We start from the raw sequence: 17,228 nt of genomic DNA on the forward strand, positions 1-17,228 counted from the left end.
TTCGGTACGGAGAAGAGACGACACCGACATACATGCGTGAATGATCGGAGGTGCCGACACTCCATGAGACGCCGTCACAAGAACCTTCCCGGCCCGCTGTTCGCTCCTCACACCGCCGACAGCCGGGGCGCACTCGACTTCGGCGGCCGATGTCCTGTGGGACGACGGTGAACAAGGGAGCCCGGCCTGCGGCCCTGAACCAGCTCCGCGGCACCGTGGTGAGGCCCTGGGTCGGCGAGCTCTGGCATGCCGCAGAACCTACCGAGCGTCACGAGTCGCGTGGGCGGCCGCACCGCATCGCCGAGCTTGTGGCGGCAATGCAGTGCGGCCGATGGGCACTTCTTCTTGACGACCGTGGTCACTGCCGAGCGGGCGGTGCTGTGCCCGTCCACGTTGGTGGCTGTGACGTTGATCCGCAGTCGCTTGCCGACGTCGGCTGCCGCGAGGCCGTAGGTGGTGCGGGTGGCGCCGGCGATGGAGGCGCAACCGGTGCCTCGGGCGTTGCAGCGCTGCCACTGGTACACGAAAGTGTGATCGGCACGCTGGAGGAACCGCGGAACACGACTCGGACCTATACCGAAACGCCTGGCGCGGCACGCCGAATCGACCAGAGAAACGCGGGGCCGGCCGGTGGCCGATGCAAGGGGAGCCCCCTGCCGGGGCTCCCGGCGTAGCGGGGCCCCCGGCGGCGCTGGGCGTGGATCTGCGGCACCAGTGCAGTGGTGATCAATCACCCTGTCTTCGTGGCGGTGGTTTCGCTCTCGCTGCCCAGTCGGTTGATCTCCGGGCTGTACAGGATCCGCTGCTCGCTCGCTCCGGGGCGGGTGACGGCGAGCATGGCGCGGCCGATGTGTTCGGTGGTCGTGGTGTGACGGGGGGCGAGGCGGTGCAGCAGCGGGTAGAGCCACGAGGTGAGGCCGTAGAGCAGCCGGTACATCGGGGTCCTGGAGACTGCTCCGTGGCGGGGGCGGATATAGGCGGGGCGGAACATGTACGCGTCCATCGGCATGGCCAGCAGGGCATTCTCGGTGCGGCCCTTGACGCGGCCCCACATGGTCCGGCCGCGTTCGCTGCTGTCGGTGCCCTCTCCCGAGATGTAGGTGAAGGTCAGTCCGGGGTTGGACGCGGACACGGCACGTGCGGCAGCGAGGGTGTAGTCGTAGGTGATGCGGGTGTACTCGGCCTCGCCGAGGCCGGTGGAGGAGATGCCGAGACAGTAGAAGCAGGCGTCGTAACCGGCCAGTTGTTCGGAGATGGCGGACAGATCGGTGAAGTCCTGGTGGATGACTTCCCGCAGTTTGGGATGGCTGATGCCCAGCGGGCGGCGGACCACCACCAGCACACGCGTGACGGTGGGGTCGAGGAGACAGGCACGCAGTACGCCGTGTCCCATCATGCCGGACGCGCCGAAGACAACGACTTTCATAGACAGGCTCCAGGGAGAGGGGGAGATTCAGGTGCGCAGCACCACGGTGGCAGTGACGGTGCTCGCTATCGATGCCGACGCCCATGGCGGGCGTGAGCGGGTGTTGCTCAGGGAAAGCACGAACTCAGGTCACGCAGTTCCGCAGCGGGCAGCACATCGAAGACGCGCCTGTCCTCCCACGCCTGGGTGATCTGGTCGACCTTTGCCTTGTGCATGTCGTGGATGGCCTGGGGCAACTCGTACTCGGGGCGCTCCAGTTGCCGCCAAGCGGTCGGCCGGACGATCTGAGGGTGTGTCTTGTAGTAGCCGTATTGGTGCCCGGCATAGCCGGGTAGGTCGCGGCCTGCGCCCTGGTGGGTCAGGACCACCGGCGCCGCATCGCCCTGCTCGAGTGCGGCCGAGCCAGACGCGTCGGACAACAGCCTCATACCCGTGGTTCGGGACCCAGTGACACCGCCCGGGGCCGCCGCTTCCGGATGAAGGCAGTCCGGTGGCGTCGGCCCGCTGGAGGTCGTCCGCGAACGGTGCTCTGGGGGTGTCGCCGTCAGTCGGTGCCGGCCGTGACCGGCTCCCAGCGGGCGTATTCGTCCATCAGCTCGGTGAAGCGGCCCCGCACCATCTCCAGGCCGGCGGTGGCCACGGCCAGGTGAAGCGGGGGCTCGTCGATGCCCGTGATGTCGGCAACGGCCGCCATGGACTTGACGAGGTCGCCCCTGACCGCCTGCTTGTCGAATTCGGCCATGGTTTCGTAGGCGGGCGCGTAGGCCGGGATGGTCGTGGCGGGGAGCTTCGAGTTGGTCGTGAACTGGGTGTTGAAGCCGGCCGGCTCGACCAGGGTGACGCGGATACCCAGCGGGCCGACCTCCGCGGCCAGTCCCTCGGTCAGGTTCTGCACGGCACTCTTGGAAGCGCAGTACACGGACATTGTGGGCAGGCTGACGTGGCCGCCCATGGAGCCGATGTTGAGGATGTGACCGGAGCCTCGTTCCCGCATGTGCGGGAGTACGGCCTGGATCACCTGGACGACGCCCACCACGTTGGTTTCGAACTGGTCGCGCAGCTGGTCTGGACTGATCTCCTCGACCGTGCCGACCTGCCCGTAGCCGGCGGCGTTGACGAGGGCGTCGATGGCGCCGAAGCGATCGATCGCCTCCCTGACGGCCTGCTCGGTGCTGGCGTGGTCGGTGACATCAAGGCGGGTGAGCAGGACGTTGGCGAGGTCGGTGAAGGCCGGGTTGGCCTTGGCGGTGTCACGCATGGTGGCCACGACATTCCAGCCGCGCTTGGCGTACTCGGAGGCGATCGCCTCGCCCATGCCGGTCGCGGCGCCGGTGATCAGAACGGTCTTGCTCATGATGCTTCCTCTCGGAGGTGCGGCCTCAGCCGTACTAAACAGAAACTACAACTACTGTATATCATGCTCATCCTGTACAGTGCGCCTATGTCCACACCCCGGGGAGATGCCCAGCGCCGCGAGCAGGTGCTCGCTGCGGCCCTGACTGTTTTCGCCACCTTCGGCTACCGCAAGACGTCGATGGACGCAGTGGCCCGAGCCGCGGACATCTCCCGCCCGGGTCTGTACTTCCTCTTCTCCAACAAGGAGGACCTGTTCCGCGCGACCATGCGGCAGGAGTTGGACCATGCCCTGGGCGATGTCCGAACGGCGCTCACCGCACCCGATGTGGACCTCAACGCTCGTCTGGTGGCCGCGCTCGACGCCAATCTGGGCCGCTACGTCGGTACGCATCTCAACGAGGGCGTCGAGGACCTGCTGGAGCAGGGCACAGCAAAGCTCGACAGCATGTACGACGACTACCGGGGTGCCTTCCACGACGCGCTCGCCGAGGCGATTGCCGCCTCTGGCCAGCCCGCTGGCAAAGTCACGTCGCGCCAGATCGCCGAAGTCTTGGCCGCAGCCGGCGAGGGTTGGAAGCACCGCGTTGCCGACCGTTCGGAATTCGTCGACAAGCTCAGCTTGGCCGTCAATGTCGCGTTGCGACCATAGGCAATACAGCCCGACGTCGAGCGCCACGGTGGCTGGGCCTCACGGCGACACCGGCAACGGCGGTGCGACGCAAAGTGCCGGCTCACGCAGCCGCTCGGTGAGCTCGGGGCCGCGTCGGTTCCGGGCGCGCACTGGGAAGCCTGTTTGGTTCGGCTGCAGCGGCTTGCTGCCGTGGGTGCATGCCTCCCTCGTCGCCCTGACGCTCCGCGCCTGTCGCCGAGCAGGATTCTGCCCGCCGGCGGTCATCACTCGGGAAGAATCCGGGCGGCGGAACGATCTCGCCGGGGTGGAAGACCTTGTCGCTGTCCTGACCCAGACCGCCTGTGTATGACGTGGGCGAGGCTGCGGCGACCGGAGCCAGATGCAGGAGGGGCCCGAAGGTCGGGGCACGGTCGGGGGTGTGGAGTCCTTCGACGCGGGTGCTGGGAGGCGGTGGGTCTTCCCGGACTGGGGGCTTGGCGAGCAGTGGCTGGAGGGAGTTGCCGGCTGGGGGGCTTCGGCTTCCCACAGGGGCAGGAAGTAGGAGGTTCGCGGTCGAGGAGCTGGACGAGGCGGTGGATGCCTTCCCAGGGGCCGGTGGCGGTGCTGTCGAGGAGGCCGGCGATGTAGTCCTCGTCGAGTTGGTTGCCGCTGGTGACGGCGATGGCCCAGGGAGTGGGCCTGCCTGCGCGCAGGTGCAGGAAGCGTAAGGCGGAGGCGAGTGAGGCGGGGCGGGGCCGGCTGTCGCGTCGGCTGGTTTCAGGTGCCGGGTCGCCCCGCGGACGCCCAGGCGGCGTATTCCTGGCGGACGTAGCGGCGGCAGCTGGGGCCGAGCGTGATGGTGTCGGGTCGGTACGGCCCGGCCACCAGGTCGGGACGGCGGCGGTCGTGCCGCAGGAGCTGCTCGGCGGTCTGTGCGGCGGCGCCGGCCGGGCCGGGGCCAGGGCTTTCCAGGGCCATACGGTCCATGAGGGCTGCCCGGCGCAGCAGCCAGGCGCGTTCGGCGACCGCGGCGTCGATTGGCGGGCCGGTGACGGTCCTGGCCTGGCGGCCGTCGCGCTCGGCTTCGAGGGCAAGCAACCGGTGCATTTCGCGGCGCAGGTCGGGCGCGTTCGCGTATGCCTGGTGCGGGGGCGGGGCGTCGACGTCCTCGCCGGTGTTCGGGGTGATGTCCTTCCCCGATACGGCGGGGCGGGCGCCACAGCGTGTGCACGCCACCGTGTCGTGGTCCAGATTGCCGCGGTCCAGGTTGCCATGGTCGAGGACCGGTGGGTTCGTCAGGGATCGCACGGGCCCCCGGACCGGGGCTGGACAGACATCGATGGGGCACGGCTTGTGGGTCGCGAGGGCCCACTCGTGGGGGTCGTCGGGTGATCCTGTGCCGCGGCGGCCGCCGGTGGCCGGCAGCCGACGCATTGCCGCGGTGCCAGGCCCTGCAAGGGGTGGCGGCTCGCACGGAAATCCGGGGCCGGTCATGCCGAGCACCTCAGGCAGGCGCGGACTTCGCGGCCGCTGCACGTCTGGTGGACCTCGGTCGACTGTGCGAGGTACTGGACGATGCCGGTGCCGCGGCCGTGCTCGTCCGGGGCGATGTCGGGGCGACGGCGCTCCACGGCCGTTCCGGAGTCACTGACCACGATGTTCAGGGTGCCGTGATCGAGGACGAGCCGCAGGGTCATGTGCTCGCGGCCGTACTGGGCGGCGTTGGCTGCGAGTTCGTCGACGATGAGAACGGCGGACTCGCGCTCGCTCTCGGGAACACACCAGGTCTCCAGCAGATCGGCCGCGAGGTGACGAGCGGCGGAGACGTGCGCCTCCTGCGCGGGCAGGGCGAGCAGTGCCTCGTGGCGGCAACGCCGGGAGATCGGTGGGCTCGGGCGGGGGGAATCGGTTACGAACATGGTCTTCTGACTCTTCTGTGCATGTGCGGAGACCGGAACGTGGAGACCGCGAACGCGTTCGTAGGGCGGTCGGTATGCCGGATCCTGCATCGGAGTGTTCATTCAGTTCCACGGACGGCGCATGCCGAACGGTTCGAGTAATTCGCTCCTTTTGCTCCACTTCTTGTTGCTCAGGTCAAGACCGGGGAGCACGTCCCGGCTGCGCACTCACGCGTCAAGTCGGCCAAGGACTGGCCTTCTTCGCGGGAATTGACGGCGAGGGCGACCGGTCCCACTGGTTCGGCAACCGCAGAAGGGGAGCGGGCCGCAGTCCCGTGAGCGACCGTGGTCCGGTGCGCCAGGAGTCCGCCCGACTCAGGGTCGGGCGCACTCCTGGCGATCTCACGCTCGGATCGTGACCAGCTTCTGACCGTTGCCGGCGACGATCTCGAAGTGGTCGATGGCGCCCGGAGACATGGGGACCGCCCCTGGGACCGTGGTGCCGGGAGGGTACTCGCCCGCCCGCCAGGTGGCGCCGTCCGCCCTGACCCCGCCGGACCCGACCGCCTGCAGCCGGCAGGTGATCCCGGCGGGCGCCCCCTTGGCGGAGGCCTGCAGGACGCTGCCCCAGGCAGAGGGCGAGACCTTCACCGAAGCGGTGACGCCGGTGGTGGGATTGTGTCCGGAGAAGGTGCGCGACGGAGCCGGGGTGGTCGGTCCGGGCGGCGTCGCCTCACTGACCACGGACCCGATGGTCGCCAGCCAGGTGCCGCCGACCGCTCCCGCGAGGAGCATCAGGGAAGCGGCGGCGCCCGCCAGTTGCAGCCGCCACGTCTTGCGGCGCCGGGCCGCAGCCTGCTGCAGCAGCCTCTCCAGCACCCCCGCCTCGCGTGCCTGCGGCGCCCCAGCCGCGGCGGGCCGCGCGGGCGGAGAGCCCTGCGCGCTCTCGGCTGCCCGCGCCACCAGCCGATCGGCCAGCTCCGCGTCGGCAGCCGGCACCGTCTGAACTGCGGCTTCGGCCGCGGTCACCGTCGCCAGCAGCGCGGGCAGCCCTGCCAGCTGTGCGTGTTCCGCCTGGCACTCGGCGCATCCCGCGAGGTGGTCGCGCACCTGTTCCATCTCTGCCGGGGGCAGCGCGCCCAGGACGTATCCTCCCAGCGCCAGCCGGAGGGCGTCGTGCTCCGCACTCATGGTCGCCACCTCCTGCATGGCATGGTCATGACTCGATGCCCCGCTCCCGCAGCGCCAGCCTGAGGGCGTGCAGGGCGTAGTACGTTCGCGACTTCACCGTGCCCAGCGGGATGCCCAGCACCCGTGCGGCCTCCGCCATGGTCCGTCCCCGGTAGTAGGTCTCCAGCAGGACCGCGCGGTGGTCCGGGGACAGCGTCCGGAGGGCGTCGGCAACTGCCCAGCTCTGCAGTGCCTCCTCGATCTCGTCCTCGCCCGGCGTCTGCTCGGCGGCTCGCTCCAGCGCCTCGCCGCCGGCCTCGGCCGGCCTGGCCTGCCGGGCCCGGTGGGCGTCGATGACCAGGTGCCGGGCGACCGTGCACAGCCATGCCCGGGCCGGGCCGCGTGCGGGGTCGAACGCGACGGGGTGCTGCCACGCCCGGAGCAGTGTCTCCTGCACGACATCCTCCGCCCATTGCCGATCTCCTGAGGTCAGCCGAAGCGCGTAGTGGAACAGGGGTCCCGCGTGCTCGGCATACAGGGTGCGCAGCAGTTCCTCGTCCGTGGCCGAAAGGGCCCCTTTACCAGAGACACGGCTCGCGGAGCGATCCGGATCGGTCCTTGGGCCACGTTTTCGGGAACTCCAGGGCATAACACGATCATTATGCACATTTACTGCTTTGTCCTGTGATGCAGTGCACAGAAGCGGTGACTCTCTGTGCGTATCGCCAGGGCTGCGCGTGCGGAACGCCGGAGGGTCGGCCGATCTGCAGCGACCCAAAGAAAGTGTCGCGAAAAGTGCGTATCGACCGAACCGTACGACCCCGCCGCCCGTGGAGTCAGACGAGAGCCGACATACACGGCATTTCTCGCCCATACCTCCAAGCCGTTCACGGCCCGCGGACGGGAACTGCCGTACGCCGCCTGCGCCTTCGCCTCGTTTGCGCGCACTCGGCAGGCGCATCCCGCGCCTCAACCTGATCGTGAGGAACGAACATCATGTACCCGCACCTTCGTACACCAGGCCGGCGATCACGCGCTGCGGCTGGGCTTGCCGTCGCCACCCTCGCCACCGTCGGCGCGCTGGGACTCCTGAGCGCATGCGGCCAGTCGTCGCACTCCTCGTCCACCGGTGCCGGCGCCATCACACCAGGACAGGGCCAGCACCAGACGGCCGGCATGCCCGGTGCCTCCGGACCGGGAAACGCGGCGGGCTCCGCTCCCGGCGCCTCGCCCCTGCCCAGCATGAGCATGCCCATGAGCCCCCCGAGCAGCAGTACGCCGTCCGCACCGGTGCCGAGGAACGCCGTTGCGATCAAGAACTTCGCGTTCGCCCCGGCCGCGCTGAAGGTCAAAGCGGGCACGACGGTGACCTGGACCAACCAGGACACCGATGCCCACACCGTCACCAGCGCCGGATCGGGTGGCCCGTTGCATTCGGCCGCCCTGTCCACCCACGCCACCTACCGCTACACGTTCACCAAACCCGGCACCTACCGCTACCTCTGCACCATCCATCCGTTCATGACCGCCACCGTGGAGGTGACCTGATGACCGAGTACCACGACCCTCACCAAGGAGAACCGCTGGACGCCACCGAGCCGCCCACCGGGCCGAACGGCATGTCCCGGCGCCAACTCCTCCGGCATGCTGGGTGGTTCGGCGGGGCGGTGGTGCTGACCGTGGCCAGTGGTGAGGTGATCAGCCACATCGCCGACAGGCGGGGCACCGCCGGAACCGCCGCCGGAACCGCGGCTGCGGGAGCCGGCACGACGGAGAGCGGCGCACTGCGGTTCGTGCAGGTCTCCGACAGCCACATCGGCTTCCAGGGGCCGGCGAACATGGACGTGGCCGGCTCCTTCTCCGAGGCGATCCACCAGGTCGACTCGCTCGGTTTCCGGCCCGACTTCGTCATGCACAGCGGCGATCTGACCCACCTCTCCACACCCTCGCAGTTCGACCAGGTCAGGCAGATGATGACCGGTATGCGGACCGACCGCGTCTTCACCGTGCCCGGCGAGCACGACTCCATAGGCGACGCGGGACGCGCCTACCGGCAGACCTTCGGCAAGGGCACGCTCGGCGACGGCTGGTACAGCTTCGACACCCACGGCGTGCACTTCATCGCCCTGGTCAACACCCTGAGCCTGGAAAAGCTCGGTCATCTCGGCAACGAGCAGATCGAGTTCGTCCGCAAGGACCTCACGGGACTGCCGCCGGACACACCCATCGTGGTCTTCAGCCACATCCCGCTGTTCGCCATGTACCCGCAGTGGGGCTGGAGTACGGACGACGCGTTGCGCGTCATCGCGCTCCTGCGCCGCTTCTCCTCCGTCACCTGCCTCAACGGGCATGTCCACCAACTGTTCACCAAGACGGAGGGCAACATCACCTTCCACTCCGCCACCACCACGGCCTATCCGCTGCCAAAGCCCGGACGGGCCTCCGCACCGACTCCGCAGGTCGTGCCCGCCCGGCAGCTCAAGGACGCGCTCGGCATCCGCACCGTGGGCTACCGGCAGGGCGACCGGGAGCTGGCGATCAAGGACGAGAGGCTGACATGACCGCCGGAAGACTCCTCGCCCCGGCCGTGCGCATCGCGATCGCCGCCACGCTCGCCGGGAGCGGGTACATCCACGCCCGCCTCTACGTCGACGAATACCGCTTCATCCCCGTCGTGGGCCCCCTGTTCCTGCTCCAGGCGAGTGTCTCCTTCGCGGTCGCCGCGCTGCTGCTGATCGGGATGCCTCCACTGCTGAAGCTCGCCGCCGCGGGGGTGGCGCTGGGCGCCCTCGGCGGCTTCGCCGCCTCCCGCACCGTGGGCGTGTTCGGATTCACCGAACACGGCCTGCAGCCTGCCCCGCAGGCCCTGCTCAGCATCCTGGCCGAAACCGGCACCCTGCTGCTCCTCGCCATCTGGCAGGCAGTCGCGACCAGGCAACACCGCGCTGCCCGGCCTCCCCGCAGGGCACCTGTCTGGGACCAGGCCACCACCCGCACACCACCAAAGTGACGAACCAAGGAGTCTCCCTCCATGCCACCGCAACTGCGACCAGCAGCCGCCGGTCTGACTCCGCGCCTGCGCGCACTGAGGGACACCGTGCGCGCCGTGCTCGGCCTTGACGACGACACCGCCGTCGTCATCCGCCAATTCACCTACACCGAACCCGGCCACCCACCACTGGAAACCGTCGTCACCGTACTGCCCATGGACGGCGAGGCCCGCCGCTGGACACTCCACCGCCCCGCCGACCAAATCACCGAGCACGACCTACGGGCCGCCCTGCTCCACCACCGGCGGAACTGACCGGAACTGTGCTGCCGCCCGGCGATGTGCAGTCGGGCAGTGTGCAGTCGGGCAGTGTTACGGAAGAAGCCGTCCCCTGGCGAGGACAAGATCTTCGCGCCGGAGGACGTGTCGGGCGCCCACAACCCGTCGCCGGAGTCCGACGGCTGACGTCGGCTGTTCGCGCCAAGGACCCCTGACCGGCATCACCACTGGCCAGGGGTCCCGCCGTCACACGCAACCGGGCATTCTCCCCACCGGTGTCGGCGTGCGCCGGCGGCCCGGATCGGTGCGGTATGCGCGGTGGTCGGAATCAAGCCGAGGAGACGCGGTGGCGCCGTCACTCTTTGTGCCTCGACTGCGACGTTGTAGTGTCGAGGCGCTCTTTACAGGGGTGTTGACCTTGCAACCATCCACCGTCCCCCGTGACACTCCGGTTTCGTGTGGCGCTGTACGTAGTGACCCCGGGCGGGGTCAGGCACCTGCACTCCAGGGGGAGGCTCGCGGGTGCCAACGTGCAGGGGCAGGCCAGCTCCCCCCCGTGGCAGGTCTGCCCCTGCTCGCAAGGCCGGTCTGGGCGGCCAACACGTGGCAGAGCGCCCGGGCCTCTTCGGTGGGCGGGGTGACAAGGGGCCGCACTTCAGGCTCGCGGCAGCCTGCCGGTGTAGTCGCCCGTAGGCCGGACCGGCCTACCTACCCTTCGCGTCAGCGCGCCCATGGTCGCGCCCGCCCACGCCGTGCCGTCCGGCGACGTGAACGTGCGCGCCGGCCTTCACCGCCTGGTCGACGCCCGCCGCGGCGATGGCGCTGCGGCCGGTCAGCTTCGGCGAGTCATCAATCCCAATCGCCTCCGTCGTCTCCAGGCGCAGCGTGGTGGCGTACTTGACCATCTGGTCGTACTGCTGGGCGATCAGGTCCCCGGGGCGTCAGCCAGCCACCGAGCATCGACCAGCCGGGCGGGCGGAGTCGTCCAGGGAGGCGAGCAGACGCAGTCGATCTTCGGAGTCGCTGCCCGGGCGGGCGTGGTAGGTGACGAGGGTCTGTCCTTGGGCGCCGGGGATCAGCAATTTCTCGTAGTACAGCTCCAGGGCGCCGACCTGGGGGTGTTGCAGCAGGCTGGTGCCGGTGGTCTTGTGCCTGACGTCCTGACGTGCCCAGAGCTTGCGGAAGCGCTCGCTGCGTACGGAGAGTTCGCCCACGATCTCGACGAGGCGCGGCTCGTCGACGTCCGGGCCGGCTACGGACCGGAGGTAGGGCACGATGCGGGCGGTCATCTCCTCCCAGTCGGCGTGCAGGGCGCGCAGCTCCGGTTCCAGGAAGGCGGCGAGGATGCTGTTGTGGCCGGGTGCGTTGAAGGGTGAGAGGGCGATGGCCAGGGAGTTGGCGGCGAGCACGTCCATGTACGTGCCGTGGACGTACGCCGGGGTCAGCGGCCATGTGTTGATCAGGGTGCGGATGCCGTCGCCAGCCTTCTCGGGCCGGCGCGGGCGGCGGCGATGGGTGCGAGGGGAAGCGGAGAGCTGAAGGAGGTAGGTGGTGGCCTCCTCGTCCAGTTGCAGTGCCCGGGCGATGCTGATCAGAACCTGTTCGGAGGGGTGCCGGTCGCGGCCTTGCTCCAAGCGCACGTAGTAGTCGGAGCTGACGCCGGCGAGGAAGGCCACCTCTTCCCGGCGCAGGCCCGGGACGCGCCGGTGGCCGGTATCGGGGACGCCCACGGCGGCTGGCTGGACGAGTTCCCTGCGGGCGCGCAGGTACGTGGCCAGGGGGCCCGGATCACCGTTGGCTGTCATAGGCTCCAGGGTAGGCAGGCGCTGCCCCGTCCGGGTGGCCCTGTCAGTCCCAGTCTCAGCCGGTCCTGGGTGGCCCGCCACGAGTGCCGCACAGTGGCAGAGCACGGCCACACCAGGCAGAAACAGTGGATGAGCGGCGTCTCGCCACACGCGACGGAGCAGGTTCAGCCGTGCTCCCGTACCCGCCTCCCGACCGAGGAACACCCGTGTCTGAGTTCTTCCGTAGTCCTTTCGACCGCCACTCGACCGCTTCGCAGGTGATCGACGGTGTCGACCTGTCCGGCAAGCGCGCCGTGATCACGGGCGCCACCTCCGGCATCGGCGTGGAGACCGCCCGTGCGCTGGCGTCAGCCGGAGTCGACGTCACCCTCGTGGTCCGGCGCCCCGACGCCGGAGAACAGGTCGCAGCCGACCTGCGTGCCAAGACCGGCAATGACGCGATCCATGTCGCCCGGCTGGACGTGGCGGACCTGGCCTCGGTGAACGCGTTCGTCGCCTCTTGGGCCGGCCCCCTGCACATCCTGGTCAACAATGCCGGGATCATGATGCTCCCCGAACTGGAGCGGGGCACCGGTGGCCACGAGCAGCAGTTCGCCACCAACTACCTGGGTCACTTCGCCCTGGCCCTGGGCCTGCACAGTGCACTCGCCGACGCCGGCGGCGCGCGCATGGTGACCGTCTCTTCCAGCGGCCACTTGTTCTCCCCGGTCGTCTTCGACGACCTCGATTACCGCTTCCGCCCCTACGATGCGCTGGGCGCCTACGGCCAGTCCAAGACCGCAGGGGTACTCCTGGCCGTCGAGGCGGACCGCCGCTGGTCAGGTGAAGGCATCAGGGCGAACGCGCTGCACCCCGGGGCGATCGCCACCAACCTCCAGCGGCACACCGGCGGGCTGAAGACCCCCGAGCCCTACCGCAAGACCATCGAACAGGGCGCGGCCACCTCCGTCTTCCTCGCCGCATCCCCGCTGGTCGAAGGCGTCGGCGGCCGCTACTTCGAAGACGTCAACGAAGCCCCGCAGGTGACCTCACGACCCACGGAACTGGGCGTGCTGGGGGTGGCCGCCTACGCACTCGATGCCGCGAACGCCGAGCGCCTGTGGGACCTCAGCACCACCATCCTGCGCTGACTTGGGCCATGAGAAGTGCGGGAGATCAGAAGAAGGCGGGCACATGAGGAACATCAGCAAAGTCGGTTTCATCGGGACCAGGCGGGCCCATGGCCGAGGCGATAGGCGAGCAGGGCTTCAAACTCCATATATGGGCGCGTCGGCCGGCTTCGCTGTCCGCCGTGGCGGCGGTGCCGCACGTGGTACACGACGCGGTGGCCGACCTGGCGGCCTCCGTTGAACTGATCGGGCTCTGCCTGCGCGACGACACGGACATCTGGAACCTGCTCGACGACCGGCGCCTCCTAGCGAACACCGCCCCCGGCACGATCATCGTCAACCACGGTACGGGCGACCTCACCGAGGCCGAGTGGATCGGTGCGCACGTCGCCGAAGAGGGCGCGGTCTCTCTGGACGCACCGGTCCGCGGCGGCCCAGGCGCCCGCGCCTGCACCCTGACCACATGTGGTCGTCGCGTACATCGAGGTCTGACCAGCGAAGGAGTCGCAGTGCCATCCCTCGTCCCAGGAGCTTTCCGGCCACCGCGAACTCGGAGGGCTCCGCGCGGTGGTGGAGTGCCACTTCAAGGCCACCGCGCTCCGCGAAGGGCCCGCGCAGGACTCCGGGCCGGGCGCGGCCTGGCTCGTGTTCCTGTGCCCTGTGCACACTGTGGATCTGGACGGGTGACTCGGCACCGTGGACCACGCCGACAACGGCACGATGCCGTGCGGCATCGTGCGCTACTACCGCTTTGATGAACAGCGGCTCCAGCCGCACGCCGACCTGTGGCTGACGCCCCTGACCGGGGTGGACCCCAAGGCGTACGGCGGTGTGTGGTCCGACGCCCTGGACCAGGCCGACCGCGTACTCCTCGCCCGAGTCCACGAGGCCGCTGCCGCCGGCGAGGACAGCCCGCTACAGCCCATGCTGGCAATGATGGCCGTGGCCCGCCGGGCCGCGGCCAAGGGCGACGTCCAGGTAGCGGCCACAGCCCTCGGATACTGCGAGACCCTCGCCCTCAACCTGTAGCCGCTGCGCGCTGCCCCTGATCGTGCTGCTACCTGCGGTCAGGGAGCCGGGAAGCTGAAGGTCGCGTTGCCGATGACGTATTTGTTGTCGTCGGCCTTGGTGAAGGTGAAGTAGTACGTCCCGTCATACGGCGCGTCGAAGTACGCGCGCTGGCCCACGCGGCACGTCAACGTGTGGCCTTCCAGCTTCGTGTTCGGACCGAACCTCTTCCACACGAGGAGGGCGTGGAAAGACCGCTGATCGCGGCACTTCGTGAAGAGGATCGAGACCTTGCCCCTCTTCTGCTTCCAGCTCTGCGTGTCCATCCGGTACATGAAGGCGAAGGACACCTTCTTCTCGGCAGCTGCGGCGGGACTGGCCTGGCTCAGGGCCAGGGCGGCGGCGCAGAACACGGCTGCCGTCGCCCGCGCGACTCCTCGTCGGGTGGTCTTGAGCATTCGAGCGGTTCCCCTGTCTGGTGAGAGCGTGGGACTCACAATTTTTCCAGGGCTTTGCGTAGTTCCCTATCCTCTGTACGGGGGACGCATCAGGCCGGAAGTTACCGGGGCGTCACGCCCGCGTCGGTCGGCGGATGCTCAGGAGCACGTCGAGCACCCGGCGCCCTGCCCCGGGAATCTTGGTTACGACGAGTACGCCACCTTCGACGCCCGGCTCGCAGGCTTGGTCATGAAGAATCATGACCAAGCCTGAAGACGGTGCCCCAAAGTTCAGGAGGAGCAGGAGCGGATGCGTTTGGAGGTGGTTGAGTAGTTCGACGTAAGAACACCGAGGCCGTCGCGGTGGTTTTGGTGTTTCGTCCGTCTCAGGGTTGGATGACGACCCGGCCGCGCACCTTCTTCTCCGCCACTGCGCGATAGGCCTCCGGGCCGTGGGCGAGGTCGAAGGTCTGCGCGATGGGGAGCGGCCTGAACTGGCCGCGCTCGAAGTAGGGGCTGATCCGCTTGAGGCGCTCGGCGGAGGCTGTCACATCCAGTTTGCGGCTGTCGGCGCCCAGCATCCGCAGATCGCGGTGGTAGAAGTCGCGGAGGTCGATCTCGGCGGTGGAGGTGCCGATGGCGCTGATGACGACCAGGCGCCCGCGGTGGGCGAGGGACGCGACAGCGGACGGCGTGGTGACGCCGCCTACGGCGTCGTAGACGACATCGGCGCCCCGGCCGCCGGTGATACGCCGGATCTCGGCGGGGACATCGGTGTCGACGTCGAAGGGCACGAACTCGTCGATGACCTCGGCCGCGGGGGTGCCGACCGCCGGGGCGTGGGGGGCGATGCCCACAATGCGCTGGGCGCCGGTGGCACGGGCGATCTGTGCGACGGCTCCGCCGACGCCTCCTGAGACGCCGAAGACGGCGATGGTCTCGCCCGGGGCGAGTTCGGCTGTTTCGATCGCACCGAGCCAGCCGACCACGAAGTTGACGCCGACCGTCGCCGCCTCGGCGAAGTCCAGGGTTCCGGGTTTGCGGGCCAGGGCGCTGACGGGCAGGGCGATGCGTTCTGCGTGCGAGCCGTCGAGGCGGGATCCGACGTCGCCCCCGGTGCCCCATACCTCGGCACCGACCCAGGCGTCAGGTCCTTCCAGGACGACACCCGGCCGTCACGGCCGGGAATGCGAGGGAGGGTAATGCCCTCCACGCCGCCCGAGACGACCATCACGTCCGAGGGGTTGACCGAGGCTGCGTTGACGGCAACGACCGCCATGCCGTCACCGGCGACCGGGTCTGCGACCTCACCGACGGACAGCACCTCGGGGCCGCCGAATCGCTCGAAGCGTAGCGCGTGCATGCCTGCTGTCCTATCCGTGCGTTGAAAGAGGTGTGGTGGTCAGCGGGGCGGGGAGAAGCGTGTGCCGGTGTCGATGTCGACGTCGAGCGCGTTGATCATCAAAGCCAGCCCGCTCCACCGGTTGATGATCATCAGTACTTCCAGCAGCTGCTCGTCGCCGAGCACCTCGCGCAGCCGGTCCAGCCTGGCGGGTGCGAGCGACGCGGTGGTGACCAATTCGGTGGTCATCTCCAGCACGGCCAGCTCGGCCGGGCTGAACCCGCCCTCGGCGAGCCGGCCGTCGGCAGCCAAGGCGTCGCGTTGCCGGGATCCGACACCGAAGTCTTCCGCCAGGTACGTGTGTTGCGCGATCTCGTACGGACACTTCATCAGGTGCCCGGTGCGCAAGATGACCAGCTCACGCAGGCGCGCGGGCACGACCGTGCTGGTCAGGGCGGCGCGGCCGGCGAGCATCCACCCGGCGAAGGGCTCGCCCGCGTGCGCCAGCGCCCGGTAGATGTTCAGGTTCCCGCGCTCGGCGACCAGGTCGCGGACCTGGTCGGACATGCTGGTGCAGTACGAGATCCGGGTCACGGGGAGGTCTCCAGCCGTGCGTCGTGATCGATGTCAAGATCGACAGCGTTCAACACGAGCGCGAGTCCGTAGTGCAGGCGGACCAGGAGCAGCAGTTCGCTCAGCTCCGGCTCATCCAGCACGGCCCGCGCCGCCGCGAAGGTCTCCTGGGTCACGTTGCCGGTCGTGCACAGCTCGTCGATGAAGGCCAGAACTGGCCGGCCCCGTACCAGCGGACTTCAGATGTGCTGGGCGTGGACCAGGGAAGGTGGTGTCCTGCTCATGTACCAACCGTCGCAGCGGGGCCCGACGAGGTCCGACGGCCAGCCTGCTGTCTCCACGGCGGCGTCGTAGACTGCGTCACCGAACGTGACGATGGCCTGGTGCGGGTCGGCTGTCTCCCTGAGTGCGGCCCACGGCAGCAGAACCAGACCGGCATCAGGATGCCAGGCCGCGCCGTCGACCCCCCACGACCGGGCCTCGAGGCCGTCCGGCTGGGGCCAGATATAGGCGTACATACCCACATTCGGCGCCTCAGGACTGCCGAAGGAGAATCCAACCGACACATACGCCTCGACTTGGGCGTTCTGCAGGAACGCCGGACCGTGGGCCGGGGGCACAGTGGGCTGCGCACGGTACCGCGTGGCGGACAGGTCGAAACCACCCCACATCACGCCGACCCGGGGACGGTGACCCTGGAAGGGCGCCTGCCACGCCTCGAGCCCGCCGGCGGCGAGGTTCAGCGCAGTCCAGATCAGCCAAGCCGCTTCGCGATCCCAGTGGCGTTCGACGCGATCTTCTCCGAAGGTCGCCGGGGCATCGGGAATCTCGCAGATCAACGAACTGCCCGGTCTGCGAATGCCGAGTTCGCCCACCGCATTGCAGAACGACGCGTAGAACGCAGCCAGTGATTCGTCGGACAACGGCACGGTCCGTGAGCCCGAATCCGTCTCGATGACCACGTCGCCATCGAGCAGGCGGTAATGCACGGTGAAGGTCACATCCAGCTTCCGGAGCGTTGGCGTCCTGAGTCCACGGGGCGTGACATCGAGGACGATGTTTCCCCAGCCGACTTCGAAAGGTTCGTCGAGGGTGTACTTGCCTGCAACCTGCACCAACCGGTTCACGTAGGCGACCATGGGAGCCAGGTCCTCGTAGACCAGCACTGGCCACGCGTGGAGAGGCATGCTCACGACGAACCTCCCAGCCTGTCGATGCGAACGGCG

Annotated in this window: 22 protein-coding genes; 8 read left to right on the plus strand and 14 right to left on the minus strand. The window is 68.9% G+C overall.

Annotated elements, in window-relative coordinates; translation table 11 throughout:
* Positions 1-730 precede the first annotated feature (730 nt).
* From ACIQFZ_RS21575 to ACIQFZ_RS21585, 3 genes are all read right to left on the minus strand, one after another.
* The gene (locus ACIQFZ_RS21575; RefSeq protein WP_402691914.1) at positions 731-1,426 is read right to left on the minus strand and encodes an epimerase; all 696 of its coding nucleotides are present in this window, start codon (positions 1,424-1,426) and stop codon (positions 731-733) included.
* 107 nt (positions 1,427-1,533) lie between these two features.
* The gene (locus tag ACIQFZ_RS21580; protein WP_402691915.1) at positions 1,534-1,854 is read right to left on the minus strand and encodes a hypothetical protein; all 321 of its coding nucleotides are present in this window, start codon (positions 1,852-1,854) and stop codon (positions 1,534-1,536) included.
* A gap of 116 nt (positions 1,855-1,970) precedes the next feature.
* The gene (locus ACIQFZ_RS21585; protein WP_402691916.1) at positions 1,971-2,780 is read right to left on the minus strand and encodes an SDR family NAD(P)-dependent oxidoreductase; all 810 of its coding nucleotides are present in this window, start codon (positions 2,778-2,780) and stop codon (positions 1,971-1,973) included.
* Between the two features lie 87 nt (positions 2,781-2,867).
* Between ACIQFZ_RS21585 and ACIQFZ_RS21590 the strand changes: the two genes are divergently transcribed.
* Positions 2,868-3,431, plus strand: a complete 564-nt coding sequence (locus ACIQFZ_RS21590; RefSeq protein WP_402691917.1) for a TetR/AcrR family transcriptional regulator — start codon at positions 2,868-2,870, stop codon at positions 3,429-3,431.
* A 738-nt stretch (positions 3,432-4,169) separates the two neighbouring features.
* Here ACIQFZ_RS21590 and ACIQFZ_RS21595 read toward each other — a convergent pair.
* From ACIQFZ_RS21595 to ACIQFZ_RS21610, 4 genes are all read right to left on the minus strand, one after another.
* Positions 4,170-4,700 carry a hypothetical protein gene (locus ACIQFZ_RS21595; RefSeq protein ID WP_365427046.1) on the minus strand — a complete coding sequence of 177 codons (531 nt, stop codon included), beginning with the start codon at positions 4,698-4,700 and terminating at the stop codon, positions 4,170-4,172.
* 182 nt (positions 4,701-4,882) lie between these two features.
* On the minus strand, positions 4,883-5,311 hold the full coding sequence (locus tag ACIQFZ_RS21600; RefSeq protein ID WP_365427049.1) for an ATP-binding protein: 429 nt from the start codon (positions 5,309-5,311) through the stop codon (positions 4,883-4,885).
* A gap of 381 nt (positions 5,312-5,692) precedes the next feature.
* Positions 5,693-6,481: a zf-HC2 domain-containing protein gene (locus ACIQFZ_RS21605; RefSeq protein ID WP_365427051.1), complete on the minus strand. Its 789-nt coding sequence runs from the start codon at positions 6,479-6,481 to the stop codon at positions 5,693-5,695.
* A 25-nt stretch (positions 6,482-6,506) separates the two neighbouring features.
* Positions 6,507-7,421 carry a sigma-70 family RNA polymerase sigma factor gene (locus tag ACIQFZ_RS21610; RefSeq protein ID WP_402691918.1) on the minus strand — a complete coding sequence of 305 codons (915 nt, stop codon included), beginning with the start codon at positions 7,419-7,421 and terminating at the stop codon, positions 6,507-6,509.
* 293 nt (positions 7,422-7,714) lie between these two features.
* Between ACIQFZ_RS21610 and ACIQFZ_RS21615 the strand changes: the two genes are divergently transcribed.
* Genes ACIQFZ_RS21615 through ACIQFZ_RS21630 form a run of 4 tightly spaced genes read left to right on the plus strand, consistent with a single transcriptional unit; the run spans position 7,715 to position 9,764 of the window.
* On the plus strand, positions 7,715-8,008 hold the full coding sequence (locus ACIQFZ_RS21615; RefSeq protein ID WP_383060071.1) for a plastocyanin/azurin family copper-binding protein: 294 nt from the start codon (positions 7,715-7,717) through the stop codon (positions 8,006-8,008).
* Entirely contained in the window at positions 8,008-9,021 is a 1,014-nt protein-coding gene (locus tag ACIQFZ_RS21620; RefSeq protein WP_376651583.1) for a metallophosphoesterase family protein, read from the plus strand. Before ACIQFZ_RS21615 ends, ACIQFZ_RS21620 begins: the two co-directional genes overlap by 1 nt.
* The gene (locus ACIQFZ_RS21625) at positions 9,018-9,470 is read left to right on the plus strand and encodes a hypothetical protein (protein WP_383060069.1); all 453 of its coding nucleotides are present in this window, start codon (positions 9,018-9,020) and stop codon (positions 9,468-9,470) included. The genes ACIQFZ_RS21620 and ACIQFZ_RS21625 overlap by 4 nt, the downstream gene beginning before the upstream one ends.
* A gap of 21 nt (positions 9,471-9,491) precedes the next feature.
* Positions 9,492-9,764 (plus strand): hypothetical protein, encoded by a 273-nt coding sequence (locus ACIQFZ_RS21630; RefSeq protein WP_402691919.1) that lies wholly within the window; start codon positions 9,492-9,494, stop codon positions 9,762-9,764.
* 668 nt (positions 9,765-10,432) lie between these two features.
* On the opposite strand, the gene ACIQFZ_RS21635 is transcribed toward ACIQFZ_RS21630, so the two are convergent.
* A complete protein-coding gene (locus ACIQFZ_RS21635; protein ID WP_365778487.1) occupies positions 10,433-10,633 on the minus strand; it encodes a hypothetical protein in 201 nt (66 codons plus the stop codon).
* A 36-nt stretch (positions 10,634-10,669) separates the two neighbouring features.
* Complete coding sequence (locus ACIQFZ_RS21640) at positions 10,670-11,533, minus strand: helix-turn-helix domain-containing protein (RefSeq protein WP_402691920.1); 864 nt, start codon at positions 11,531-11,533, stop codon at positions 10,670-10,672.
* A gap of 206 nt (positions 11,534-11,739) precedes the next feature.
* Here ACIQFZ_RS21640 and ACIQFZ_RS21645 point away from each other — a divergent pair, with 206 nt between their 5' ends.
* The 3 genes from ACIQFZ_RS21645 to ACIQFZ_RS21655 all read left to right on the plus strand — a co-directional run bounded on the left by ACIQFZ_RS21645 (position 11,740) and on the right by ACIQFZ_RS21655 (position 13,671).
* Positions 11,740-12,663, plus strand: a complete 924-nt coding sequence (locus ACIQFZ_RS21645) for an SDR family NAD(P)-dependent oxidoreductase (protein WP_383060067.1) — start codon at positions 11,740-11,742, stop codon at positions 12,661-12,663.
* Positions 12,664-12,752: 89 nt separating this feature from the next.
* Positions 12,753-13,397 (plus strand): NAD(P)-binding domain-containing protein, encoded by a 645-nt coding sequence (locus tag ACIQFZ_RS21650; protein WP_402691921.1) that lies wholly within the window; start codon positions 12,753-12,755, stop codon positions 13,395-13,397.
* A complete protein-coding gene (locus ACIQFZ_RS21655) occupies positions 13,339-13,671 on the plus strand; it encodes a hypothetical protein (protein ID WP_383060107.1) in 333 nt (110 codons plus the stop codon). The genes ACIQFZ_RS21650 and ACIQFZ_RS21655 overlap by 59 nt, the downstream gene beginning before the upstream one ends.
* Positions 13,672-13,709: 38 nt before the next feature.
* Here the strand turns inward: ACIQFZ_RS21655 and ACIQFZ_RS21660 are convergent, their stop codons facing one another.
* The 5 genes from ACIQFZ_RS21660 to ACIQFZ_RS21680 form a co-directional block, all read right to left on the minus strand.
* On the minus strand, positions 13,710-14,108 hold the full coding sequence (locus ACIQFZ_RS21660) for a hypothetical protein (protein ID WP_365432252.1): 399 nt from the start codon (positions 14,106-14,108) through the stop codon (positions 13,710-13,712).
* A 365-nt stretch (positions 14,109-14,473) separates the two neighbouring features.
* Positions 14,474-15,076 carry a zinc-binding dehydrogenase gene (locus ACIQFZ_RS21665; protein ID WP_402691922.1) on the minus strand — a complete coding sequence of 201 codons (603 nt, stop codon included), beginning with the start codon at positions 15,074-15,076 and terminating at the stop codon, positions 14,474-14,476.
* A 413-nt stretch (positions 15,077-15,489) separates the two neighbouring features.
* Complete coding sequence (locus ACIQFZ_RS21670) at positions 15,490-16,023, minus strand: carboxymuconolactone decarboxylase family protein (protein ID WP_383061935.1); 534 nt, start codon at positions 16,021-16,023, stop codon at positions 15,490-15,492.
* On the minus strand, positions 16,020-16,178 hold the full coding sequence (locus ACIQFZ_RS21675; RefSeq protein WP_365432261.1) for a hypothetical protein: 159 nt from the start codon (positions 16,176-16,178) through the stop codon (positions 16,020-16,022). The genes ACIQFZ_RS21670 and ACIQFZ_RS21675 overlap by 4 nt, the downstream gene beginning before the upstream one ends.
* 63 nt (positions 16,179-16,241) lie before the next feature.
* Entirely contained in the window at positions 16,242-17,189 is a 948-nt protein-coding gene (locus ACIQFZ_RS21680) for a DUF5996 family protein (protein WP_402691961.1), read from the minus strand.
* Between the last annotated feature and the right edge of the window lie 39 nt (positions 17,190-17,228).

Source organism: Streptomyces sp. NPDC093064 (assembly GCF_044754605.1).
GTDB lineage: Bacteria > Actinomycetota > Actinomycetes > Streptomycetales > Streptomycetaceae > Streptomyces.